The sequence below is a fragment of the Sorangium sp. So ce406 genome (assembly GCF_051474675.1).
In the GTDB taxonomy this organism is placed as follows: Bacteria; Myxococcota_A; Polyangia; order Polyangiales; family Polyangiaceae; genus Sorangium; species Sorangium cellulosum_G.
The window spans coordinates 7,381,455-7,404,830 of the sequence record NZ_CP150340.1; the positions used below are offsets into that span (position 1 = coordinate 7,381,455).

The 23,376-nt window shown below is 73.0% G+C and carries 14 protein-coding genes; 4 read left to right on the forward strand and 10 right to left on the reverse strand.

The window, feature by feature from the left end:
• Positions 1-67: 67 nt before the first annotated feature.
• Positions 68-2,329, reverse strand: coding sequence for a TIGR04551 family protein (locus tag WME96_RS27310; RefSeq protein ID WP_437284517.1), 2,262 nt, complete (start codon positions 2,327-2,329; stop codon positions 68-70).
• Between the two features lie 539 nt (positions 2,330-2,868).
• On the opposite strand from WME96_RS27310, the gene WME96_RS27315 reads away from it, so the two are divergent.
• Positions 2,869-5,022 (forward strand): OmpA family protein, encoded by a 2,154-nt coding sequence (locus WME96_RS27315; protein WP_437284518.1) that lies wholly within the window; start codon positions 2,869-2,871, stop codon positions 5,020-5,022.
• Between the two features lie 146 nt (positions 5,023-5,168).
• Positions 5,169-5,975 carry an OmpA family protein gene (locus WME96_RS27320; protein ID WP_437284519.1) on the forward strand — a complete coding sequence of 269 codons (807 nt, stop codon included), beginning with the start codon at positions 5,169-5,171 and terminating at the stop codon, positions 5,973-5,975.
• A gap of 258 nt (positions 5,976-6,233) precedes the next feature.
• Here the strand turns inward: WME96_RS27320 and WME96_RS27325 are convergent, their stop codons facing one another.
• The 5 genes from WME96_RS27325 to WME96_RS27345 form a co-directional block, all read right to left on the reverse strand.
• Complete coding sequence (locus WME96_RS27325) at positions 6,234-10,127, reverse strand: protein kinase domain-containing protein (RefSeq protein WP_437284520.1); 3,894 nt, start codon at positions 10,125-10,127, stop codon at positions 6,234-6,236.
• A gap of 191 nt (positions 10,128-10,318) precedes the next feature.
• Entirely contained in the window at positions 10,319-13,021 is a 2,703-nt protein-coding gene (valS, locus tag WME96_RS27330; protein WP_437284521.1) for a valine--tRNA ligase, read from the reverse strand.
• Between the two features lie 169 nt (positions 13,022-13,190).
• Positions 13,191-13,928, reverse strand: a complete 738-nt coding sequence (locus WME96_RS27335) for a ferredoxin--NADP reductase (RefSeq protein ID WP_437284522.1) — start codon at positions 13,926-13,928, stop codon at positions 13,191-13,193.
• Positions 13,929-14,130: 202 nt separating this feature from the next.
• Positions 14,131-14,337, reverse strand: coding sequence for a hypothetical protein (locus WME96_RS27340; protein WP_437284523.1), 207 nt, complete (start codon positions 14,335-14,337; stop codon positions 14,131-14,133).
• Between the two features lie 692 nt (positions 14,338-15,029).
• Positions 15,030-15,815, reverse strand: a complete 786-nt coding sequence (locus tag WME96_RS27345; RefSeq protein ID WP_437284524.1) for a hypothetical protein — start codon at positions 15,813-15,815, stop codon at positions 15,030-15,032.
• A gap of 163 nt (positions 15,816-15,978) precedes the next feature.
• Between WME96_RS27345 and WME96_RS27350 the strand changes: the two genes are divergently transcribed.
• Complete coding sequence (locus WME96_RS27350) at positions 15,979-17,091, forward strand: alkaline phosphatase D family protein (protein ID WP_437284525.1); 1,113 nt, start codon at positions 15,979-15,981, stop codon at positions 17,089-17,091.
• Positions 17,092-17,148: 57 nt separating this feature from the next.
• Here the strand turns inward: WME96_RS27350 and WME96_RS27355 are convergent, their stop codons facing one another.
• From WME96_RS27355 to WME96_RS27370, 4 genes are all read right to left on the reverse strand, one after another.
• Positions 17,149-18,984: a glycosyltransferase family 39 protein gene (locus WME96_RS27355; RefSeq protein WP_437284526.1), complete on the reverse strand. Its 1,836-nt coding sequence runs from the start codon at positions 18,982-18,984 to the stop codon at positions 17,149-17,151.
• Between the two features lie 130 nt (positions 18,985-19,114).
• Entirely contained in the window at positions 19,115-20,215 is a 1,101-nt protein-coding gene (locus tag WME96_RS27360; RefSeq protein ID WP_437284527.1) for a lipase family protein, read from the reverse strand.
• A 348-nt stretch (positions 20,216-20,563) separates the two neighbouring features.
• The gene (locus WME96_RS27365) at positions 20,564-20,803 is read right to left on the reverse strand and encodes a ComEA family DNA-binding protein (RefSeq protein WP_437284528.1); all 240 of its coding nucleotides are present in this window, start codon (positions 20,801-20,803) and stop codon (positions 20,564-20,566) included.
• A gap of 130 nt (positions 20,804-20,933) precedes the next feature.
• Positions 20,934-22,253, reverse strand: coding sequence for a flavohemoglobin expression-modulating QEGLA motif protein (locus tag WME96_RS27370; protein WP_437284529.1), 1,320 nt, complete (start codon positions 22,251-22,253; stop codon positions 20,934-20,936).
• 170 nt (positions 22,254-22,423) lie between these two features.
• On the opposite strand from WME96_RS27370, the gene WME96_RS27375 reads away from it, so the two are divergent.
• A complete protein-coding gene (locus WME96_RS27375) occupies positions 22,424-23,305 on the forward strand; it encodes a hypothetical protein (RefSeq protein WP_437284530.1) in 882 nt (293 codons plus the stop codon).
• Positions 23,306-23,376 lie beyond the last annotated feature (71 nt).

The window sequence follows — 23,376 nt, forward strand, 5'->3', positions numbered from 1 at the left end:
ATCTTGCCGCCCCGAGCGCTTATTTCCAGACATACTGCGACGGATGAGCCCGGGTCGGCTTATCGGCTCAGAAGAGGATACCGAGATACCAGCGCACCGTCTGCGCTGTCTGCAGGTCGACCTCCTGGAGGGCCTGCTCTCCCGGGAGCTGGCCGAGGCCGCCGAGCGGAAACAGCACGCCGTACTGCACCGCCGTGTAGAAGCCGCCCATCTTGTCCGGATCGTCGTTGAGCGTCCCGTCCTTCGACTGGAAGTAGAGCTGGCCGTTCAGCTCGACGCCGAGATCCCGGGAGTTTCCGGGCGCCTGGACGAACTCCGAGGCGCGGCTCCAGATGAGCGAGGCGCCCAGGCCGGCCCGCTGGCCGTTCTTGTCACGAGCGAAGTCCCAGTCCACGCCAGGGCGGAAGTAATACGCCCCCTGGACCCGAGACAGGATGTTCCTGAAGAGGATCTGGTCGACCCGGTAATCCGGATGGAAGCGGAAGGTCGAGTAGGTGCGATCGGTCGAGTTCTGGGGATCCATGGCCCCGATCGCGGTGCCCCGGGGCTCGAGGGAGGGCGCGTCGTCGTCGCCGGTCGCGTAGCCGAAGCCGAAGTGCAGCCGCAGCCGGCCCTCCATCTCGATGAGCTCGGCCTGCGTCGCGAGGCCGAACTGCCGGATGCCCCAGCCCGTGTCGTCCGGCGAGAGGACGTTGGCGTAGTCGCTCTCGTCGCTCCCGCGGACGTCGAGGGAGCCGTAGATCATGGCGGCCTCGAGCTCGAAGCGGAACTTCTTGTAGAGGAGCTGGAACCACACGTCGGGGATGACCATCTCCGCGCCCCGGTGCACGTACCCCGCCGCGACGTTGTCGGCTGTCTGGCCGAGCGAGGCGCCCGGGCGACTGGGGTCGCTTCCGGCGTTGTCGTTCGCCAGCGTCTGCTGCCGGTAAGCGAAGTAGACGCCGCCGTTCAGGACCATGTTGCCGCGGGCGAGCTCGAGCTTCTGGAGCTCCGGGTTCTTGCGGCGGACGGCGACGAACACGTACTGATCGACGTCATCGGCCTGGGCGAGGTCGTAGGGCTGGCCCTCGAGATCCTGGAGGGAGGCGCTCGTCGCGCCCTCGTTGGTCCAGTCCCAGGCGCCGGCAAAATAGAGGTCGTATTTCTTGATGCCGGTGACGAACATCAGCCGGTCGACCGTCGACTGGTAGTCGGAGTCGTACCCGTCGCCGCTGTTCGCCACCATGCCGAGGCCCCAATGGTTCGGCATGCGGCCGAAGCGGAGGAGGCCGATGGGGGTCATGTACTCACCCCAGACCCGCTTGACGGATATCGAGTCCTTCGGCGAGTTGATACCGGCGCTCGGCGCCCACTGGGTGCCGGCGAAGGCCCCGAGCGGCGAGTAGCCGCCCCGGCGGACGACCTCGTAGCCGTTCGCGCTCGGCCGGTTCGCGTAGCCCTCCGGCGTCGAGCCGAGCACCACGTTGTCGAGGAGATCGACCTGCGAGAGGATGCGCAGGTTGTCGCTGATGTGCAGCTCGGGGTTGAGCCGGAACCGCATGTTCGCGCCGGCCTGGGTGTCGTTCTCGCACGGCGCGAACGAGCGCGAGCCGCCGCTCGTGCCCTCGCTCGGGTTGCAGAGATCGACAACGTGGGAAGGGTTGTAGGAGTTGTCGGCCGGCTGCGGCCAGAGCGCCTGATTGCGCGCATCGACGCGGCCGAGGGCAAAGCTGTTGAAGAGCTCCCACCGGAGCCGGTAGTAGCCGTGGACCTCGAACGTCGGCCGCGCGTGAGACCACCAGTCCTCGGCGTAGACCTCGCTGGGCCGGGCGCCGATCTCCCCCTGGGTGGCCTGTCGCTCCTCGGGCTCGGTCGCCCCGACCGCCGCCGGTCCTGCCGACGCCGCGGGGGTGGCCGGCTGCGGGGCCGAGGGCGCGGCCGTACCGGCCGGCGGCATGAGCGGCTCGGCCGCCGGCGCGGGGGGCTCGAGGGCCTCCACGCCGTCGCCGGCGCCGCCGACCGGCGCCGCGCCGGGCTGCGCCGGGGCAGGCTGCGCCGCGCCGGGCTGCGCGGGGGCGGCCGGCGTCGGGGCGGCCGGCGCCGCGCCGGGCTGCGCGGGCGCCGCGCCGGGCTGCGCGGGCGCTGCGCCGGGCTGCGGCGCAGGAGCGCCCGCCGGTCCGGCGGGCGGCTGCGCTGGGGCCGCCGGCGGCTGGGCCGGCCGGCGCGCCGGCTGCTGGGCGGACGCGGAGGACGCGCCCAGCACGAGCGCGAGCGCGAGGCCCGACCGGAGGCGACGGCGAGGGGTGCCAGGGCTGCACGACGTTCCCGGAGACCGCGACGAGATGGGCATCTGCTTGGTTCGTTCGCGCGTTTTCTGCCCCGCGCGCAGGAAGAGGTTGAAGTTCCGAGCTCTCGGTGGCCCGGAGGCCGGGGGCCGATGTCTCATGCCCGGCCTGTGTGGTCAAGGCGCCGCTCGGCCCCGACCCCTGGAACCGGGGCCGGGGAATGCGTCCGGGTCCCCCGGGCAGCGCCCGAGCCGGCGCCCTGATGCGCGCGCGCACACGGCAGCGCGGCGCCCGAGCCGGCGCCCTGATGCGCGCGCGCACACGGCAGCGCGGCGCCCGAGCCGGCGCCCTGACGCGCACGTCAGCGCCGCGGATGCCGGGCTGATCCGCGCGCACCTGCGCGCGGCGCGCGAGTTGAGCCCCCTTGGAAATCTGCGCGCGATCCGGGAAGATTCGACCTCGTTGCGGTGGGTGCCGCCGCGCGCCTCGGCTGCCGTACTCGCCTCACCGTCCGCGCGGAGCGCCTCTGTACCCAGCGCACGTCGGCCCTGCACCGCGCCGCGCGTGCAGGACGCTCACCGGGAAGATGTCTGAAAGGGGATAGATGAGAAGGCTGCGAGCGCTGTGTCTGGTGTCGATCGTGGGCGCTGGGGTGGGGCTCGCCGCGGGCGTGGCGCGCGCGCAGGAGGCGGTCCTCGACGGGGAGTTCTCGGCGCAGCGGTTCGAGCCGGCGCCGGGATCGAGGAACTACCTGAGCGTCGAGGGCGCCCGGATGGAGGCGTCGCTCGGGGTCACGGCGGGGCTCGTGTTCGACTACGCGCGGACGCCGTTCGTCGTGGAGAGCTGCGTCTCGGCGACCGACTGCTCCGCCCCCGACGCGCTGAACAGGCGCGAGGTGCCGGTCATCTCGGACATGCTGACCTGGAACCTGCTCGCGTCGATCACGCCGACGCCGTGGCTCCAGGCCGGCCTGCGCTTCCCCGTCGCCTACGTGAGCGGCCAGGGCATCGACGCCGCGACGGGCGCGCCGGCGGCGCCCGCTGCTGAAGCGCTGAAGGCGTTCGGCGCGGGCGACCCGACCCTCGAGGCGAAGGTGCGGTTCTTCGGCGGGCCGCGGGATCCGCTGGTGCTCGGCGCCGCGGCCGACGTGAGCTTCCCGCTCGGGCACGCGACCAGCGCGGGGAGCTACCTCGGCAGCTCGTCGCCCGTCACCGCGGGGCTGCGCCTCATCGTGGACGGCAGCGCGGGGCCGCTGTCGTTCGGGCTCAACCTGCGCGGCAAGCTGCTGCCGGAGACGGCGCGCATCGCGGCGACGGAGGTCGGGCCGGTCGAATTCCGGTACGGCGCGGGGCTCGGCTACCAGATCACCCCGGCGCTCCGCGCGATCGCCGAGGGGTACGGCGCGACCGAGTTCAGCGCGCAGGGCGGGACGAACTCGCTCGAGGTGGACGGCGCGCTCCAGATCGCGCCGCGCGACCTCGGCCTGGTGTTCACGGTCGGCGGCGGCGCGGGCGTCGTCCAGGGCATCGGGGTGCCCGCCGCGCGCGCCATCGCGGGGATCCTCTTCGTGCACGAGCCCGGAGACGAGGACGGCGACGGCGTGCGCGACGCGGCGGACCGGTGCCCGGCGCAGCCCGAGGACAGGGACGGGATCGCCGACGAGGACGGCTGCCCCGAGGACGACGCGGACGCGGACGGCGTGCCGGACGAGAGCGACCGCTGCCCGGTCAAGGCGGAGGTCATCAACGGGCTCGACGACAAGGACGGCTGCCCCGACGAGCTGCCCGACCGCGACAAGGATCGCGTCGCCGACGCGCGGGACAAGTGCCCGGATCAGGCGGGGCGCGTGCTCACGCCGGAGCACTACGGCTGCCCTGACACGGACGAGGACGGCGTGCCGGATCCGGTCGACAGGTGCCCGGACGCTGTCGAGGACACCGACGGGTTCGAGGACGAGGACGGCTGCCCCGACGCGGACAACGACCGCGACGGCATCCTCGACCAGCAGGACGAGTGCGTCGATCAGCCCGAGGTCAAGAACGGCTTCAAGGACGAGGACGGCTGCCCCGACGAGCTCCCCGACACGGACGGGGACGGCATCCCGGACGAGCGGGACAAGTGCCCGACGCAGCCGGAGAACCTGAACGGCGTCGAGGATCTGGACGGCTGCCCGGACCGCGGCGCGAGCCTGGTGCAGGTCGGCGAGGAGAGCATCACGATCCTCCAGCGGGTCGAGTTCGCCCTGAACAGCGACAAGATCCAGGGCGGGCAGAGCTTCGCGGTGCTCGACGCGGTGGTCTCGGCGCTGAAGCTCCACCCGGAGATCTTCAAGGTGGAGGTGGCAGGCCACACCGACAACGCCGGGCCGGCGGACATGAACCGCGCGCTGTCGCAGAAGCGCGCCGAGGCCGTGGTCGCCTACCTGACGAGCAAGGGCATCGATCCGAAGCAGCTCGTGGCGAGGGGCTACGGCCCGGACAGGCCGATCGAGGACAACAAGAGCGCCCTCGGGCGCCAGAAGAACCGGCGCGTCGAGTTCGTCATCCTGCACTCGGTCGGCAAACCGCTGGCGCCGGGCGCGACGGAGACGACGCCGGCGGGCGCGGCGCCCTCGCCGCCGGGAGCGGCGCCCGCGCCGCCTGCAGGCGCGCCAGCGGCATCGCCGCCGCCGGCAGCCCCGCCTGCGGCAACGCCGCCTCGGGCAGCGCCGTCGCCGGCGGCCCCGCTGCCGCTCGCGCCCCCGCCGCCGAAGCCCTGATCTCCCGCCCTCCGCTTCCGGGCCTGATCTCCCGCCCTCCGCGCCCGGCCGCCTGGACGGCCGGGGCTCGCCGTCCTCCCCTCTGGATCTCTCGGCCGAGCTGAGCGAGGCTGCCGACCGCAGCATCCGCTCCGCCTGACAGAGCCATGGAGAAAGCGTTCATGAATCGGACACTCATTGCACTACCCCTCGCGCTGTCGTCGCTGTTCGCCGCGGGCTGCGGCCACTCCGAGCAGGAGTGGAAGGCGCAGCTCGCCAAGTACAACGACCTCCAGAGCCGGAGCCAGAAGCGGGAGGCCGACCTCGAGAAGGAGCTCGCCGCGGCGAAGCAGCGCGTCGAGGAGCTCGAGAAGCAGCTCGAGGCGCAGGGCGCCGACATCTCGAAGATGAGCTCGACGCTGGAGGACCGCGAGAAGGCGCTGGCGGAGTACAAGGCGCGCGCGAAGCAGCTCGAGGCGATCCAGGCGCGGTTCGACCTGCTCCGGAAGAAGCTCGAGGAGCTGACCAAGCTCGGCCTCGAGGTGCAGGTCCGCAGGAACCGGATGGTCATCTCGCTGCCCGGAGACGTCCTGTTCGACTCGGGGAAGGACACCCTGAGCAAGGACGGCCAGGAGATCTTGAAGAAGATCGCGGACGTCATCCGGGGCGACAAGTCGCTCGTGGACCGCGATTACCAGGTCGCCGGGCACACGGACAGCCAGCCGTACAAGAACGGTCCGTACTACGACAACTGGGGGCTCTCGCTGATGCGCGCGCGGGCCGTGCTGCTGTTCCTGATCGGCAAGGAAGGCCAGCTCCCGACGCGGCACTGGAGCGCGGCAGGGTTCGGGGACACCGACCCGATCGCGAACAACGCCACGCCGGCCGGCAAGCAGAAGAACCGCCGGTGCGACCTGATCGTGATGCCGGACGTGGACGAGATGCTCGACCTGACGAAGCTCGCCACGAAGTGAGGGCGGGCGGGAGAGGTCGCGCGGGGCGCGGGCGCCGAGGGGCTCGCGGGCGTGATGCCGCGGGGCTCCGGTGGGGCGGCTGCGTGAGGTAGCTCACGTTGGACCCCGAAAGACGAGCAAGTTCATACGGTTAGCGCCTGGGTCAACCAGAACGCGTTGTGGTGCCCGGCGTCCGGGCACGCCGGCGACCACAATGCGTTCTGGTGCCCGGCGTCCGGCGATGCCGGCGACCACAACGCGTTCTGGTACCCGGGCAGCTCAGCCGTCGAGCCGCTGCCGCGCAAGAGCGAGCGTGCGGGCGTTGTCCGGGACGTCGCGGAGGAAGCGCTCGCGCCAGACCGGGTCGCTGAGCTTCTCGGCGCGCGCGAGCAGCGCCGCCCTGGCCGACGCGATCGCGGCGGTGGCCTCGTCCTGCCTGCCGGCCGCGGCGAGCGCCTCGGCGAAGGTCAGCCGGACCAGCGACTCGCCCTCTTCGAGGGTGCCGAACGACGCCAGCATGGAGTTCGCCTCGGTGGCTGTCGTGACAGCCTCGGCGATGCGCCCGAGCCCCAGCAGCGCGCGCGCGAGCAGCGCCAAGGCCTGCACGCCGAGCGTCGGCGCGCTCGGCGCGAGCGCCACCGCGGCGCGCGCCTCGCGCTCGGCGGCATCCAGATCGCCGAGGGTGACGTGGGCCCTGACGAGGTAGCAGCGGGCAAACAGCTCGGTGCGCACGAAGCCCGCTTGTCGGCTCGCCGAGGCGGCCGCCTCGGCGAGCGCCCGCGCCTCGGCGGGCTGACCTCGATAGACGAGGACCTGCGCGAGGTTTGCCTCCGTGGCGAGCTTCGGCTCATGCAGGTGCATCCGTTCGACCTCCTCCAGGGCCATGCGCATCATCGACTCCGCTTTCTCGAAGTCGCCGAGCTCCGCGCTGACGGAGCCCAGGTTGAGGCGTGCGGTGCTGGCGCTGCGGCGATCACCGGTCTGGTCGAAGGCACGGCTCGCGGCTTCCATCCCCTCTGCGCCGGCGACCAGATCGCCTGTACACACGGCATGGCAAGCGCGCGCCTCGTGGAGCTGCGCGACCGCGGCCACGTCTCGAACCTCGGTGTTCATGAGAGCGCGCTCGACGACATCGATGAGCGCGCGCCCCTCGGCGTAGCGACCGACCACGGTCAGCATCGCCGCGCTGATGGCAAGGCACGTGAGCCTGACGCTCTGCGCGTCGGCCGCGGGGACGGCGCCCGCCGCCAGGGCCGTCCAGCGCTCGAGCTCGTCGAGCTGGCCCACCTTGGACGTCGCGATGACCACCTGCGCGATGGCCGAGAACCACGCGGCCGAGCCGACCGCGAGCCGCTCGCTCGCCTCCATGCCTCGCTCCACGGCCAGGGAGAGCTCGCCGCGCCACACGTGGGCCTCCGCCTGGACCAGGCGGAGCCTGCCCGCGGCGTCCCCGGCGGCACCGCAGCCGATACCGCGCTCGGCCCGCGCGAGCGCCGCCGCGAGATCGCCGCCCCGGAGCGCCTCCTCGGCCGCCCGCAGGTACGCCTCCGCCGCCCGCGCCGGCGCGCCGCCGATCTCGAAGTGCTCCGCGAGCGCTATCGCCTCCGCGCCCCCGGCCCGCTCCAGCCATTCGCCCGCGAGCGCGTGCCCGACGCGGCGATCGCGCTCCGTGAGCATGCCGTAGGCGGCCTCCCGCACCAGGGCGTGCCGGAACCCGTACTCCACCTCCCCCGCGATGCGCGCCTCGTCCCGCCGCAGGAGGATCTCCCGCCGCACGAGCTCGGCGAGCCGCCGCGCCACCGGCGCGCCGCCCACGAGGGCCGCGACACCGCCCTCCCAGAACGTCTCGCCGAAGAGGCTCGCCGCGCGCAGGACGCGCCGCTCCTCGATCCCCAGCGCCTCGAGGCGCGACTGCACCATCGCGAGCGCCGTCTCGGGCATGCCCTCGCTCCGGCCCTCGGCGACCGCGCGGATCTGCTCCTCCAGCACGAACGCATTGCCCTCCGCCCGCGCGAGGAGCCGCTCGATCTGACCGGCATCCATGCGGTCGCCGAGCACCTCCCGCACGAGCCGCTCGCCCGCGCGCCGCGGGAGCGGCCCGAGGCGCATCCGGAGGCCGTGGCGCTCGCCCCAGAGCGCAGGGAAGAGCTCGTTGACCTCGGGACGAGCGAGCGCCAGCACGAAGAAGGGCAGCTCCCGCGCGTGCTGGAGCGCGGCGTCGACCAGGTTCACCGTGGGGAGGTCGCCCCAGTGCAGGTCCTCGAGCACGAGCAGCACCGGCTGCCGCTGGCACTCGGCCCGGACGAACTCCTCGAACGCCAGGCGGATGCGGTCGCCCATCAGCACCGGGTTCTGGCGCGCCGCGCGGAGCTGCACGTCGCCCTCGTCGGGGAACGGCGCCCCCACGATCTCGCCGAGGAACGCCGCGACGTGCGGGCCCCTGGCCCCGAGGCCGTCGAGCTGCTCGACGCGAGCGAGCACCTTCCGCCGCCGCGCCTCGATCGGCTCGCCGTCGAGGATGCCCATGGCGCGGCGGAGCGCGTGGGCGAGGAGGCCGAACGCGGAGCCGGCGGCCATCGGATCGGCCCTGCCGGTCCAGATCTCGGCGGCCTCGCGCTGCTCCGCGAGGCCGCGGAGGAACTCCCAGGCGAGGCGTGATTTGCCGAGGCCCGGCGCGCCCACGACGACCACGGCGGTCGCGGCGGGCTCGTCGACGCAGTGGCGCCACTCGGTCGAGAGCTGCGAGAGCTCGCGGTCGCGGCCCACGCAGGGCGTCGGCTTGCCGAGCAGCCTGGGGACGGCGACCGGCTCCTCCCTGGGGCCGCGAAGCCAGTATCCATCGGGCTCCTGCGTCGTGTCGAAGCGGCTCGCGAGCAGGCCTGCCGTCGTGCTGTCGAGCAGGATGCTCGACCCCGTCGCGCGGCCTTGCTGTGGGAAGAGCTGCACGACGCGATCGATCAGCGCGCCGACCGGCAGCCTCCCTGCGACCTCGGCCAGCCCCATCGCGATGGACATGGGCGCATCCCCGAGCTCTGCCCGGAGGGCGAACGCGCAGTGCGCCGCGCGGGCGGCGAGATCGGTCGGGGTCTCGGCGCCGGACAGCGCGATGAGCAGCCATTGCGACCGCAGGAGCTCGAGGCGCCCGCCGTGGCGCGCCGCGATCCGGCGCAGCGCCTCCGCGTCCGGGCGCGGCGGCTCCGTCCCCGAGTCGCCCTCGGTGTCCGTGAGCGTGGCCGCCGCCGCGCGGCCGTCGGCGGCCAGGATGACGCACATGACCCGCCGCTCCGACGTCGTGATCTCCACACCCGGCGCCGGCGGCACGATGCTCACGCTGCCGCCGGCGGGGAGCCCTGCGTGCGCCACGGTCGCGAGCTCCTCTGCGACGGCGGCGCCGTCGCGCGGCCGCTGCCCCGGCTCTTTCGCCAGCATCCGCGCCACGAGGCGCTCGAGCGGCGCGGGGATGCCGTCGCGGAGCTCCCCGAGCCGCGGCGGATCTTCCAGGACGACCTTCATGAGGAGCGCGAGCACGTTGTCGCTCACGAACGGCGGGCGCCCCGCGAGGCACCCGAACAGCATGCAGCCGAGCGCGAACACGTCGGCGCGGGCGTCGACCGACGACTCGCCGCGCGCCTGCTCGGGGGCCATGTACCCGGGCGTGCCGAGGATCGCGCCGGGCGCCGTCAGGGTGCGCGTGACCTGGAGATCGCGCGCGAGGCCGAAATCGAGCAGCGTGGCGCGCTCGATGGCGCCGCCCACGAGCATCAGGTTGCTCGGCTTCAGGTCGCGGTGGACGATGCCGAGCCGGTGTACCGCGCCGAGCGTCGCCGCCACCCGCATCGCCAGGCCCACGCTCTCGTCGATCGAGAGCGGTCCTCCGGCGAGCCGCTCCTCCAGGGTGACGCCGTCGAGCCACTCCATGGCCAGGTACGGCCGTCCTGCGCCGGTCATCCCGTGCGCCACGTACTGCACGACCCCCGGCAGCTGGAGCGTGACGAGCGCCTCCGCCTCCCGCGAGAGCCGGCTCAGGTCGCGCACGCTCGCCCGCTGCAGCACCTTGAGCGCGACCGTCTCCCCCGAAAGCCGGTCGCGCGCACGATAGACGTCGCCCATGCCGCCGGAGCCGGCGAGCCGCTCGATCTCGAACCGATCCTCGACCAGGTCCAAGGCATGCATTGCTGTCTTATGTACGTCGCGAATCCCTGGGTGTCCGTTTCTCGCGCATGACACCGCAGGTTTTCCGCGGCGCCAGCCGCGACCGTCGCCCCGGAACGTGGGACTCCATCATCGGGCTGGAGAATCCCCCCACGCGTCGAGGCCGGCTGTACCGGACTCCCTCCGCGCTCCGCTCCCCTGCCCCGCTCCCGCTACTCCGTGGCCGCCGCCTCCCCCGCCCCGGCCGCCGCCGCGGCCCCCGCCGGCTCCACCTCGCAGCGCACCACCACGACCTCACCGTCCGCGAGCTCCGGCCGCTCCACGAGCTCGTGCGCGCTCGCCCGCACCGACGTGAGCACGTCTGCCAGCGCCGGCCGCAGCCGCGCCAGCGTCGCGGCGTTCGCCCCCAGCGCGAGGTCCGCCACGACGCGCCCCACGCTCGCGCCGAGCTCGCTCTTCCGCTTGTTGACCGCCGCCATCGCCGCCGCCGCGAGATCCAGCAGCGCCGGATCCGCCGGCGCCGCCACCTGCGCGAAATCCGACGCCGCCGGCCACGCCGCCCGGTGGATCGACGGCTGCCCCGTCTCCTCCGCGTACACCCAGCGCCAGACCTCGTCGGTGATGTACGGGAGCATCGGCGCGAACAGCCGCAGCAGCACCGAGAGCCCGAGCCGCAGCGCCGCCACCGCCGAGCCGCGCGCCGCGTCGCCGGAGCCGGCTTCGCCCCGCGCGCGGGCCTTGGTGAGCTCCAGGTAGGCGTCGGTGAACCAGCGCCAGAAGAAATCCTCCGTGCGCTCGAGCGCCGCCGCGAACTCGTGCTCATCGAACGAGCGCGTCGCGTCCGCCACCACCGCCGCGAGCTTGTGCACGAACGCCCGGTCGAGCTCCTCGGAGATCGGGTGGACCTCCGCCGACTGGCTGAGCACGTACTTGCTCGCATTCCAGATCTTCGTGACGAGGCGCTTGCCGATCTTCAGCACCTTCTCGTCAAAGGCCGTGTCCGTGCCGAGCCGCGCGCTCGCCGACCAGTAGCGGACCGCGTCGGAAGAATACGTATCGAGCAGGTGCATGGGCGTCACGACATTGCCCTTGCTCTTCGACATCTTCTTGCGATCGGGATCGAGGATCCACCCCGAGATCGCGATGTGATGCCACGGCACCGACGACTCGTGCAGCATCGCCTTGGCGATCGTGTAGAACGCCCACGTCCTGATGATGTCGTGCGCCTGCGGGCGCAGATCGGCCGGGAACAGCCGCGCGTGGCGCCCGGCGTCGAGCCCCCAGTGCGAGCTGATCTGCGGCGTGAGCGAGCTCGTGAACCACGTGTCGAACACGTCGCTCTCCGCCGTGAAGCCGCCCGGCTGGTCGCGCTGCGACGCGTCGTACCCGGGCGGCACGTCGACCGTCGGGTCGACCGGGAGCATCTCGCGGGTCGCGAGCAGCGGCCGGCTGTGGTCGGGGTTGCCCTCGGCGTCGAGCGGATACCAGACAGGGAACTGCACGCCGAAATAGCGCTGGCGGCTGATGCACCAGTCGCCCTGGAGGCCCTCGGTCCAGTTGCGGTACCGGAGGCGCATGTAATCCGGGTGCCACGCGATCTTGTCGCCGTACTCGAGGAGCGCGGCCTTCTTGTCGGAGAGCCGCACGAACCACTGCCGCGTGGGCACGAACTCGAGCGGCTGGTCGCCCTTTTCGAAGAACTTCACCGCGCGCTCGATCGGCTTCGGCTCGCCGCGGAGCGCCGGGCCGCGGCCGGGCGCCGCCGCGTGCTCCTCGCGGCGGAGCAGCTCGACCACCGCCGCGCGCGCCTGCTTCACGCCCCTGCCCTGGAGCGGCGCGTAGGCGGCGTTCGCCGCCGCCGGGTCGCGGCTCTGGAAGTCGCCCTCGCCGAACGTCACCGGGAGGACGCGGCCGTTCTTGCCGAGCATCTGCCGGAGCGGGAGCTTCTGCTCCCGCCACCAGATCACGTCGGTCGCGTCGCCGAACGTGCAGACCATCAGGATGCCCGTCCCCTTCTCGCGATCGACCAGCGGGCTCGGGAAGATCGGCACCGGCGCGCGGAAGATCGGCGTGAGCGCCGTCTTGCCGAAGAGGTGCTGGTACCGCGGATCCTCCGGGTGCGCCGTGACGCCGACGCAGGCCGCGAGCAGCTCCGGGCGCGTCGTGGCGATGATGAGCTCCTCGCTCGTCCCCTCCACCGCGAACGCGATGTCGTGGAACGCGCCGGACTGCGGGCGATCCTCGACCTCGGCCTGGGCGACCGCGGTCTGGAAATCGACGTCCCACATCGTGGGGGCGAAGACCGAGTAGAGGTGGCCCTTGTCGTGGAGATCCAGGAACGAGAGCTGCGCCGTCCGGCGGCAGTGATCATCGATCGTGGCGTACTCGTGCTGCCAGTCGACCGAGAGGCCCACCCGGCGGAAGAGCGCCTTGAACACCTGCTCGTCCTCGCGCGTGACCTTGTGGCAGAGCTCGATGAAGTTCGGCCGCGAGACGATGCGCGGCGGGTCCTTCTTCATCGCCTCCGGCGTCGCCTGCGACAGCGTGAGGCCGCGCTCGTACGGCGTGCGCACGTCCGTGCGGACGTGGAAGTAGTTCTGCACGCGCCGCTCGGTGGGCAGGCCGTTGTCGTCCCAGCCCATCGGGTAGAAGATGTTGAACCCGCGCATGCGGCGCTGCCGGACGACGACGTCCGTGTGCGTGTAGCTGAAGACGTGGCCGATGTGCAGCGAGCCCGAGGCCGTCGGCGGGGGCGTGTCGACGACGAAGGTCTCCTCGCGGGGGCGCGACGGGTCGTAACGGTACGTCCCGTCGGCCTCCCACGCCTCGGCCAGGCGCTGCTCGGCGACAGGCGAGTCGAAGTGCTTGGGGAGCGTCGCGGGATCGATGGTGCGGAACGTCTTCTTGGTCGTCACGTGGTCACCTGCAGAACGGACCCCGCTGGAACCTCCCGCGGGGCCGCGCATCCTACGTCGTACCCAGGGTGCCGCTCAAGGCGCGGCGCGCCGCCGGGCAGCGATCCATCCACCCACCCACGCCGCGCGCGCTCGAGGCCGGCGGCTCCGTCGTCGAGAGACCGGCGGCTCAGTCGTAGCGCTCGACGTGGACGTGCTTGCGGGGGACGCCGAGCTCGCCGCGGGCGAGCTCGCGCACGGTCGAGACCATCCGATCGAGGCCGCAGATGTACACGTGCGGGGCCGGGTCGCCGCTCGCCGCCGCGAGCTCGCGGTAGAGCTCGGGCACGTGCGCCTGCACGTAACCGCGGCGGCCGGCCCACGACGGGCCGCCGCGCGACAGCGTGATCTCGTGGCGGATCCGATCGGAGCCGCGCGCGAGCGCCTCGAGCTCGTCGCGGTAGATGACGTCCTCCTCGAAGCGCGCGCCGAACAGGAACCACAGGTGGGGCGCCGCGAGCCCCGCGCGCAGCGAGGCGTGCAGCATGCTCCGGAGCGGCGTGACGCCGGTGCCGGTGGCGACGAACAGGGAAGGCGCGGGATCCGCGGGATCCCGGGTGAAGAGCCCGTGCGGCCCGACGGCGCGGAGCGCGGCGCCGGGCTCGATCCGGTGCAGGAACTCCGAGCCGGCCCCGCCCTCGACGCGCGTGACCGCCAGATCGAAGCGCGGCGAGCCGTCGGGGGCGGAGGCGATCGAGTAGGCGCGCTTCACCTCGCCGCCCGGAAGCGGGAGGACGAGGTTGACCCACTGCCCGGCCTCGAACTGGAACGCCTTGCCGTCGGCGCGCTCGAACGAGAGCTCGCGGACGAGAGCGCTGAGAGGCCGGGCGGCGACGAGGCGGGCTTCGAACGGTTCGGCGTGGATCATGTCGGGGGCTGCTGCGGGCTCGGGCCGGGCGGCGGGTGAGGTCTTACCGCAGCCTTCGGCCCGGCCCAAACACGATCCGAGCCGGGACGGCCGCGTCGGGCGACGCGGAATCGCGGAAGTCTCGGCCTTCCGGCTCGGCGCCGCCGGAGCGCGCGGCCGGGCCGTCGCTCCGGCGCCGCGAGCGCGGCCGGCAGCCCGGGAGCTACCGCTGCACGCCCATGCGGCGGCGCTGCGGGATGTTCACCGTCGGCCGCGCGCGATCCATGTTGGGGTGCCTGGCCGGCGGGCGGGGCTCCCGGTCCATCGGCTTCTGCGCAGGGAGCGGCCCTCTCGGCGGCGGGCGCCGCACCGGCGTCCTGGCCGAGCCGAGCTCCAGGTGACCGTCGGGGAAATGCGCTCGTCGTTGCATGGAATCCTCCATTCGATCGCTCGTCTCTGTCATCACCACGGCAGGAAGAACACCCAGCGAAACCATCGAAGAACCAGCTCTCATACATCCTCCATTCGTCGCATGACCCCGGATCGCAGGCAGACCGATGCAGCGATGGACGTCGACGCAGGAGGCCTCTCCCGGGTCGCCCGACTGGCCTTCTCTCGACGCACCTCGGCCCTGCGTCGGGACGGGGCGGTCCGGCGCACCACACGCCCTCTGTCGAGGCGCCTCGGCGCCACGACGTCAGGAGAGATGGCGAGTCGGCCCGCCGCGCCACGAACCCTCGGGCTCAGCGCGTCGAGCGAGCGGCCAGCGAGCGAGGGGCGGCCACCAGGAGATCAGTGACGTCCAGGTCAATGATCTCCAGCGCCTCGGACTCGTTCGCTTGTCGGCCCCGCTCCGTCCCCACAGCGCACGACACCGCGCTCGCGCGGGGTTCCGCGGTCGCCGTCGTGGCTGCTCGCGCGCGGCAGCAAGGGACGCCGTGCCAACCTGGGCAACAGGCGATCAACCCTGAGGGCCGCGTAACGGAGCGGTGGTGTTAGGGCTCGGTGTGCATGGTCGACGCGGGCGACGCGTCGACAGGAACACTAGCACTCAACCGGGAGCTTGCCCAGCAACAATCTCCGGCGCATGCGCGAGCAGCTCGCGTGGCTGCGGCGCGGCGGTCAGAACGCGACGCGCAGCCCGAGGCTCAGGGGGCCTGCTCCGGGCGACGCGGCGATGGCCCCCGGGCCGACGAGGAGGCGCGCGGCGACAGGCGCGCTCGACTCGAGGTCTTTCCGCACCCGCTTCTTGCCGATCACATAGAGCGGCAGGCCGACGCCGAGCCCGGCCACGCCCCCGGCCGCCGTGACGAGGGCCGCCGTGTACCGGTCGCGCGCGTCCGCGCCCGTGTCGTCGTGGTTCGCGATGACCAGGACCAGGCCGCTGATCAAGGCGACGCCCCCGAGGCCGGAGAGGACGATCCCCGAGACCATCATGAAAGGGCTGTTCCGCTCCGTCGTCCGCTCCTCGAAGTCGCGGTGGGCCCGCCTCGTCGCCTGGAGGTCCAGCTCGATCCGGCGCAGCTCGTCCTCGGCGCCGCGCGTCGCGGCGGAGCGCGCCTGGCGCTCGAGGGAGGCGATGCGCGCCTCGTAGGCAGCGACCGTCTCGTCCCACGTGGCGCCCGGCGGGAGGCCCGGCAGGCCAGACGGCGGGGGCGGCGCGGTCGCCGCAGTCGGCGCGGTCGCCGCAGCCGGCGCGGTCGCTGCAATCGGCGCGGTCGCTGCAATCGGCGCGGTCGCCGCAGTCGGCGCGGTCGCCGAGCCTTCCGCTCTCGTCTGCGCGCCCGCGGTCGACGCGGGGGCCACGGCGGCGAAGGCCAGCGCCCACGCGACGAGGCGACGGCGCGCCGCCCGGCGAGGCGCAGAGGGCGCGCGCGGAGGCGCGAGACGGGAACGGGCCTGCTCCATGAGCGCGGCGTCATACCTCAACAGCGCCGGGGGTCAACGCGCGCCGCCCTCACCAGCGCGGATCCAGAGCGAGACTTCCGTCTGGGCTTTCCCTTTGCGCCGAGCAGATGGCGCTGTCAGCCGACGGCGGGAAGCGCTCCATCTGCGTGTTAGCCTCGCCGTCATGCAAAAGGTCCCCACGATCCTCGGCCTTGCCCTTGGCCTCGTGCCCCTCCTTCCCACCCTCGCGTGCAGCGGCACCGACGACGCCAGTTCCAGCGACACGCCGAGAGGCGACGCGGGGACAGGGGGCAGCGGAGGCGGGGGCGGCCCAAGGTCGCTGAAGACCCGCATCGCCTTCGGCTCCTGCATGCACCAGGACAAGAGGAAGCCTGTCCTGGAGCTCGCGACGGCGAGCGCGCCCGACCTGTTCGTGTTCCTCGGCGACAACATCTACGGCGACTCCGAGGACATCGCCGTGCTGCAGGCGAAGTACGACAAGCTCGCGGCGTCCCCCGAGTTTCAGGGCCTCCTCGCGGCCGTCCCCGTCATCGCCACATGGGACGACCACGACTACGGCGCGAACGACGCCGGCAAGGAGTTCCCCCAGAAGGCCGCCACGAAGGCCCTCTTCCTCGATTTCTGGGGAGAGCCCGCGGGCTCGCCGCGGCGCGCGCGGGAGGGCATCTACACCTCGTACCTCCGCGAGGAGCCCGGCGGCACCGTCCAGATCATCCTCCTCGACACCCGCTGGTTCCGCGATCCGCTCGACGCGAACAGCGATCCCACGAGATACAAGCACGACTACCAGCCGACGGCGGACACGTCGCGGACCCTGCTCGGAGACGCCCAGTGGGCCTGGCTCGAAGGCGAGCTGGAGAAGCCCGCGGACGTGCGCATCATCGGGACGAGCACGCAGTTCGGCCATGAATACAACGGCTACGAGTCGTGGACCAACATGCCCCATGAACGCCAGAGGATGGTGGATCTGCTCAAGAGGACGCGCGCGGAGGCGACCCTCTTCATCAGCGGCGACGTCCACTGGGGCGAGCTCTCCCGGCTCGAGACCGACGGCGGCTATCCCCTCTACGACCTCACCTCGAGCGGCATCACCGAGACGTGGCCGGCGATCGAGGCGAACGCGAACCGGGTGGGCTCGCCCGTCGCGGAGAACAACTACGGCTTCGTGGAGATCACCTGGGGAGAGGCGGACCACGCGATCTCCCTCGGCCTGATCGACGTCACCGGCGTGACGCGCGTGGAGCACGAGGTGAGGACGAGCGAGCTGCGGTTCTGACGGACGGCGCGCGAGCGAGCTTCTGTCGACGCGCGCCCGCGCGCGCAGCGCTGCGGCCTACTCCTTCACGTCGTCGCCGTCCGCCGCGTCGTCGGGGGCCTTCGCGGGCGGCGACGCGGGCGCGTCTTCCAGGCGGTACACGAGGATGTGGTGATCGATGACGGCCTCGCGCACCGCGCCGTCGCGGAGCGCCGCGCACGGCTTCCGGCGCCGGACGTCGACCGACGCGTGGATCGCCACCCAGGCGGGGCGGGGCAGCGCCTGATTGCAGCGGAGCCTCCGGTGCCGGACGCCCGCCCGCGAGAGCTCCGCGGAGGCCCAGTCGCCGTAAGGCTCGTAGTACACGGGCGACGCGTCGCGCTCGCGCAGGGCCTCGCCGAGGCTCGCGATGTCCTGGCCCCAGTCCTCTCCCACCATGCTGACCCAGTGTCCGGCGCGCGCGCCCACGAGCCAGTTGAAATGGCTGAGGTGGTGGGGCGTGGCCGCCACCGCCTCCACGGCGACGAGGCCCGCGGCCCCCGCCGCCGCGAACCTCGCGATCCGGACGGGGACGCGCGTCGCCGCCCTCCGGGGGCGGAGCGCGAGCCACGCGCCGCCGCGCGCCGCCACCATCGCGAGGAACGGCACCACGGGCAGGACGTGCCGCACGCCCAGGTTGATCTGCGACCGGACCGCGAGCGCCATGAAGAGCGCCGGAGCGGTCGCGAGGGCCACCGTCCGCAGGCGAGGCCAGCGCCGGCGCACGCGGAGGAGCGACGCGCCGACCCCGAGCAAGAACAGGAATCCAACAGGGCTCTTCAGGACGAGCAGGACAGGGAAGTACGCGGGCGAGGGGCCGTGCAGGCCGCCGAAGAAGTAATTGCCGTGGTTCGACCTGGTATGGGCGGCGGCGGAGAACGTCCCGAAGACATAGGTGTAGGGCAGCGGCACGCGCAGGCCGCCCGGGAGCGCCGCGAGGGCCGATCGGTCGAGCAGGTTGCCCTTCTGCTTGCTGCTGAGCCAGTGCGCCGGCTCGGGCTCGGCGAGGATGCGGTCGACCGTCCAGCCCGTCCGCTGGAAGCCGTACGACGCGTTGATCACCAGGAGCACGACCGCGAGGACGACGGCGGCGTCGCGCGCGAGCCCGCCGGCGACGCGCGGCCAGGAGAGGCCGGAGAACCGGCCGGCCCGCCGGAGGGCCGCGTACAGCGCGACCAGCGCGAAGGCGGGTGGGAGTATCAGCGCGCTGAACTTGGTGACCATCGCGGCCCCGAGCGCGAGGGCGGCCGTGGCGAGCCGCAGCGGCCTGCCGCCCGTGAGGTAGCTCTGCCACTCGCACACGGCGATCACGAAGGTGACGGCGATCGGCAGATCGGTGGTCGTCAGGTGGCCGTGCGCGAGCACCATGGGGTGCAGCGCGTACAGGCCGAGCACGAGGAGCGCGCGCGCCGCGCCGTGCCGGAGCGCGCGGGCGTAGAGGTAGACGCCGAGCAGCAGCGCGAGCGCCGCCGTGACCGCGCGCCCGAGCACCATGTCCGAGCGCGCGCGGTCGTAGCTCTTGGCCCCGTACCCGCGCGCCACCTCCACCAGATCGGACTGCTCCCACCCGCGGAGCTCGGAGAGATCCGCCGCTGCCCCGCGCGCGGCGCCCGGCGCGGCCTGCAGGGCGTTCGCGAGCGGCGGGTGGGCGAACGAGAGGCGGCTGTCCCCCTCCCACCACAGCGCGAGCCCGCGCGTCGTGTGAAACGGCTCATCGTACGTCGGAGAGTCGCGCGCGATGTCGACCGCCATGAGGGCCGCCGAGAGCGCGAGGATCCCGGCCGCGACGGCGTGCGCCGCGCGGCGGGAGACGCGCGGCCAGCGGCGCACAGGCGGCGTGGCCGCGGGCTCGGGCGAAGCAGGGATGTCGCTCATGGGGCGTGCGGCCGCGGAATCTAGTTGCACGGCCCCCGTTTCACAACGAGATCGTCGCGCGCGCGGCGCGCCGGGTGTCTTCCAGCCTCGCCGCTCCGCGGAATCACGGACCGACGTGTGCGACGCCGCGCTAGTCGAGCCGGAACCGGAAGATCGCCGGCTGCTCCGTGCCCTGTTGCGACGCCTCCACGTAGTTGGCCGGCGAGTGGTCGCCCCAGGAGAAGGGCAGCGGGATCCACCGGACGATCGGCAGTTGCTGCTTGATCCAGGCGAAGATCCCGACCGACGCGCTCACGAGGAACGTGCGCGTCTGGCCCGCGACCCTGCCCTCGTACGTCCACCCCTCCCCTGTCGAGCGGTACGCCCTCCCGAAGTGCGCGAAGCGGCCCGTCGAGAGCGGCGGCAGGCGAGGTACGATGTCGTTCGCGTAGACGAAGCGGAAGAACCTGTCGCCGAGGAGCTCTTCGGCCCTGGCGGCGAAGGCCGCGTCGCCGACCATGGGCTGCCCGAAGGTGTAGACCCCGCGCAGCAGCCGCCGGATGTCGCTGTATTTGTTGTCCGTGAACAGGCGCGCGGCGGCGAGCGCCGCCATCGCTGCGCCCAGGCTGTGTCCGGTGATGTAGAGCGCCTCCAGCTTGCCCGGGGACTCCGGCGCGGGCTCGCCATCCGCGCTCGACCTGACGGCGGTACACGGGGAGTCCACGTTGCCTGGGAGCACATCATGGATGTTCTCGCCGCGCAGCGCCGCGAGGAAATGCCTGTCGATCATATCCCACATCACGCCGATGTTGCGCGCGAAGCCGCCGTGGACGCGCCCGAGCGCGTGGAACCGCTGCGACGCGACGCTCGCGTCCGTGAGCCAGTTGAAGATGTTCCCCGGCTCGGTCCCCTTGACGCACAGGATGAGCAGGCGCCGGCACCTGCTCTGGATGAAGCACACGTCGCTCGCCAGGAAGAGCGCGTTGTTCTCCACGCTGACCCGCACGAAGTTCCATTCGCCATAGACACACAGAGCCTTCTTCAGCGTGTCCGGATCCGAGTACATCCACGCCGACGCCAGGGACAGGATCAGCGTCGCATCGCTGTCCGGCTCACGCGTCGCGGGATCTACCCGCAAGAGCCGCTGGATCGTGCCTCGCTCGGCGGGTGTGTCGCCGAGGGCGTCCGGTCCAGAGGCCGCCGGCGGGACCAGGACGTCCAGAGGCGGCGTGGCAACGATGGAATCCGTCATGAGTCCTCCCCCTCATCGAGCTGACTGGCATGCCCGGACGCCGCCTCTGCGGGCCGGACGGGCAGGCCTCATGGCGCGAGCCCCGAGCGCGCTCTCGACAGGTCTACCGCCGGCGAGCGCCCGGTGCCAGAGCGCAACCTGCGCCCGCCGCGGCGCGGGTCGACAAGCAGGGCGGATGGGCGACATGGATGAACCCGCCCCGCGACCGTGTTGAACGGAGCGCCTCGCTGCACCCGCCGACGGCCCGCCATCGCTGCGCCGCGGGGCCGCCCCACACGGCGCAAGCCTGGTGCGGCGTCCCGACGCGCGCCGCCGTCGAGAACAGCTTCAGGCCTCCCGTCCGCCGGCTCAGGCGTGCTTCGCCGAGGGCGGCGGCACGAAGCCCTTCCAGACCTTGAAGCCCCCGTCCTTCAGGCTCTCCACCAGGGCATCGTCGATGCCGGCCACCTGCTTGAGCTCCTCCCAGCTGCTGAATCCCCCGAGCTGCTCGCGCTTTTCGACGATCCTCCGCGCGCACTCCTCGCTCACCTGGAGCGCCTGCTGTAGCTCCTCCGCGTTCGCCTTGTTGATGTCGATCGACTCCGCCATGGGTCCCCCCCTCGCGCCAGGAACCGTCGCGGTCCCTCCGCGCCGAGAGCAGCCTTGTGCAGCGCGCCCGCGGTGGGGAGTGGCCCGCCGTGCCGAGCTCCGGGACCGGCCCACCTCAGCCAGGATGTGTTCACGATCCCGGCGGCCGGGCGCGGCGCCGCCTCCCCTCCCCGGCCGGCCGCGCGTCCGCGGCCACGCGGAGCAGCTCCTGGAAGTGCCGCTCCACCGGGCCGAGGTCGATGCCGTCCATGAACGACGTGAACGCGAAGTACGGCAGCAGCGTCTGCCACGCGCGCAGCCAGCCCGGCAGGTAGCGCGGCCGCTCGAGCACCCCTGCGGCGCGCAGCTCCGCGAGCACCGCGATGTCGTCGAGCGCGATCCGGCCGCACACGAGCAGCTCGACCTCGTCGCGCAGCCCGCCGCGCAGGACCGCGGCCAGGAAGGCGTAGACCTCGAGCAGCCCGGCCAGGTAGCAGGCGTCCTTGGTGAACGGCGCGCCGCCCTCGCAGAGGCCGCCGCGGCAGACGCGCTGGGCGTCGAAGTAGGCGTCGCGGCGCTCGGCGCCGCGCTCGCGCAGGTGGCGGTAGAGATCGACGAAGCTCGCGCCCTGCTCGGCCATGTCCACGAGGCGCACCCGCTCGGCGAGCCGGGTGAGCCGGCCGATGGAGAGCGAGCGGCTGTACAGCTCGGCGAAGATGGCGAGCCCCTCCTGCGTGCGCGTGGTGCGCGGGCCGCCCGAGCGCAGGAACGACAGCCTCGGCTGCGCCGCGCCGTTGTGCGCGGTGAGCGCGTGCGTCTCGACCTCGTGGTGCCACAGCCCCTCGGCCTCCCACGACGCGAAGGTGGCCTCCGGCCGGACGCGGACCCGGCTCATGCCGGCCACCACCTTGGCCGTGATCCGCGGGTCGAGCGCGATCTCGATGTCGATGTGCGGCCTCCGCGCGGCGACGCGCGCGGCGAGCTGGTCCCGGAGCGCGCCCGCGTCGAGCGGCTCCTCCTCGGGGTCGCTCGCCTCGTCCCAGCCGTGGACGCGCAGGCGCTCGGTGAGGTGCTCGGCGAGATCGATGTTCCTGAGGGCGCCGCCGTAGAACCGCGTGCGCGCGCCGCCGTAGAGCTCCCGCGAGCGCGCGGAGAACTCGCGGGTGCCCGCGGCGTCGAGCAGCTCCGCGGCCTGGATCTGCGCGCGCACGCTGTCCCGCAGCCACTCGAGCGCCGGGGCGTCACCGTCGATCGACCCGAGGAGCTCGCGCAGCTCGGCGATGCGCCGCGCGAGGCCGTCACGGTCGACGCGGTACTCGACCTCGGGGAGGCGCTCCTCGCCGGAGGCGAAGAAGCGCTCCTCCACCTCGCGGGGCCAGGCGATGTCGTCGAGCAGCTTGAGGGCCTTGCCCTCCGCGAGGCGCCCGCCGACCCGCTCGAGCTGCTCCAGCACGGCGCGATCGATGCTCATGCACCCAGGATCGCCCGAACCGCCGGGCGCGGGAAGCGGCTCCGCGCCGGACGGTGAGCGGGCGACGCGGTCCAGCGGTCGAGGCGCTCGACATGGGCGAGGGAGTCGAAGCCGCCGGCTCGCTCGTCAACGGTCGTCGGCCTCCCGGTCCTGGAGTAGGCTGCTCGGCCATGGACTCAGCCCTGCTCCGTTTCCTCGATCTCGTGCAGCGCGAGCTCTCGGCCGATGACGCCCTGATCGAGCTCGGCGGCAAGCCGCCCGCCGACCCGCGCGCGGTGTGGTGCGCGCTGCCGAACGGCTCGCGGCTGGTCGCGCGCTTCGCCGAGCCGCCCCGCGAGCCGGCCGAGGTCTCGAGGCGGCTCGAGGAGCTCTCTGCGGCGTTCGCGGGGCTCTCGTCAGGGGGTGGAGGCCAGCGGCCCGCGCACGGCGGGTCGACGCACCGCCTGGACGACGAGCTGGAGGTGCTCGCGCAGCGCGCGGGCGCGCTCGGCGCGGTCGTCGTCGACGACACCTCCCCGGTGATCTGGGGGACCTCGGAGCCGCGCCGCGACGAGGCGGACGTCGACTATGCGCTGCTGCTCGCGCAGTGGGCCGACGACGTGGAGCACGCCGGCGTGAACCTGATCGATCTGCTCGAGCTCGACGACCTCGCGCTGGAGCAGACGCTCGCGACCACGTCGCTCGGCCCCGGGGAGCGCGAGACCATCGCCGGCCACCTCCAGAAGATCCGGGAGCGCGGCTCACGCAGCCCGAACGCGTGGAGGCGGCAGGTCGCGATCGCGCGGGCCATCGACCGGGTGCGGGGGCCCGCGGCCTCCGAGGGATCCACGCACGGCCGGTTCGTCGGCCAGGACGAGCAGGTCGGCGTGTACGCGCGCTCCTTCGCGAGCATCTACCGCCTGGTCCTCGCCTACCCCGGCCCGTTCTCCGAGCTCCAGGCGGAGGGCGCGGTGCAGCACGCCTTGCCGCACATCGAGCGGCTCGTGCTCGCGTTGCCGCCGATCGATCCCCGCCCCGGCGCCAAGATCGTCCGCCTGCACCGCCCGAGCTGAGGGCGCGCTCATCGGCCGCCGTGACGCGCGCCCGTGGCCCGCGCGCGGCGGAGCGATCGGCCGGGGGGTCG

Bases quoted from the DNA above. Each gene is read 5' to 3' on its own strand.
- WME96_RS27310 (WP_437284517.1), bottom strand. From the start codon at position 2,329: ATGCCCATCTCGTCGCGGTCTCCGGGAACGTCGTGCAGCCCTGGCACC.
- WME96_RS27315 (WP_437284518.1), top strand. From the start codon at position 2,869: ATGAGAAGGCTGCGAGCGCTGTGTCTGGTGTCGATCGTGGGCGCTGGG.
- WME96_RS27320 (WP_437284519.1), top strand. From the start codon at position 5,169: ATGGAGAAAGCGTTCATGAATCGGACACTCATTGCACTACCCCTCGCG.
- WME96_RS27325 (WP_437284520.1), bottom strand. From the start codon at position 10,127: ATGCATGCCTTGGACCTGGTCGAGGATCGGTTCGAGATCGAGCGGCTC.
- WME96_RS27335 (WP_437284522.1), bottom strand. From the start codon at position 13,928: ATGATCCACGCCGAACCGTTCGAAGCCCGCCTCGTCGCCGCCCGGCCT.
- WME96_RS27340 (WP_437284523.1), bottom strand. From the start codon at position 14,337: ATGCAACGACGAGCGCATTTCCCCGACGGTCACCTGGAGCTCGGCTCG.
- WME96_RS27345 (WP_437284524.1), bottom strand. From the start codon at position 15,815: ATGGAGCAGGCCCGTTCCCGTCTCGCGCCTCCGCGCGCGCCCTCTGCG.
- WME96_RS27350 (WP_437284525.1), top strand. From the start codon at position 15,979: ATGCAAAAGGTCCCCACGATCCTCGGCCTTGCCCTTGGCCTCGTGCCC.
- WME96_RS27355 (WP_437284526.1), bottom strand. From the start codon at position 18,984: ATGAGCGACATCCCTGCTTCGCCCGAGCCCGCGGCCACGCCGCCTGTG.
- WME96_RS27360 (WP_437284527.1), bottom strand. From the start codon at position 20,215: ATGACGGATTCCATCGTTGCCACGCCGCCTCTGGACGTCCTGGTCCCG.
- WME96_RS27365 (WP_437284528.1), bottom strand. From the start codon at position 20,803: ATGGCGGAGTCGATCGACATCAACAAGGCGAACGCGGAGGAGCTACAG.
- WME96_RS27370 (WP_437284529.1), bottom strand. From the start codon at position 22,253: ATGAGCATCGATCGCGCCGTGCTGGAGCAGCTCGAGCGGGTCGGCGGG.
- WME96_RS27375 (WP_437284530.1), top strand. From the start codon at position 22,424: ATGGACTCAGCCCTGCTCCGTTTCCTCGATCTCGTGCAGCGCGAGCTC.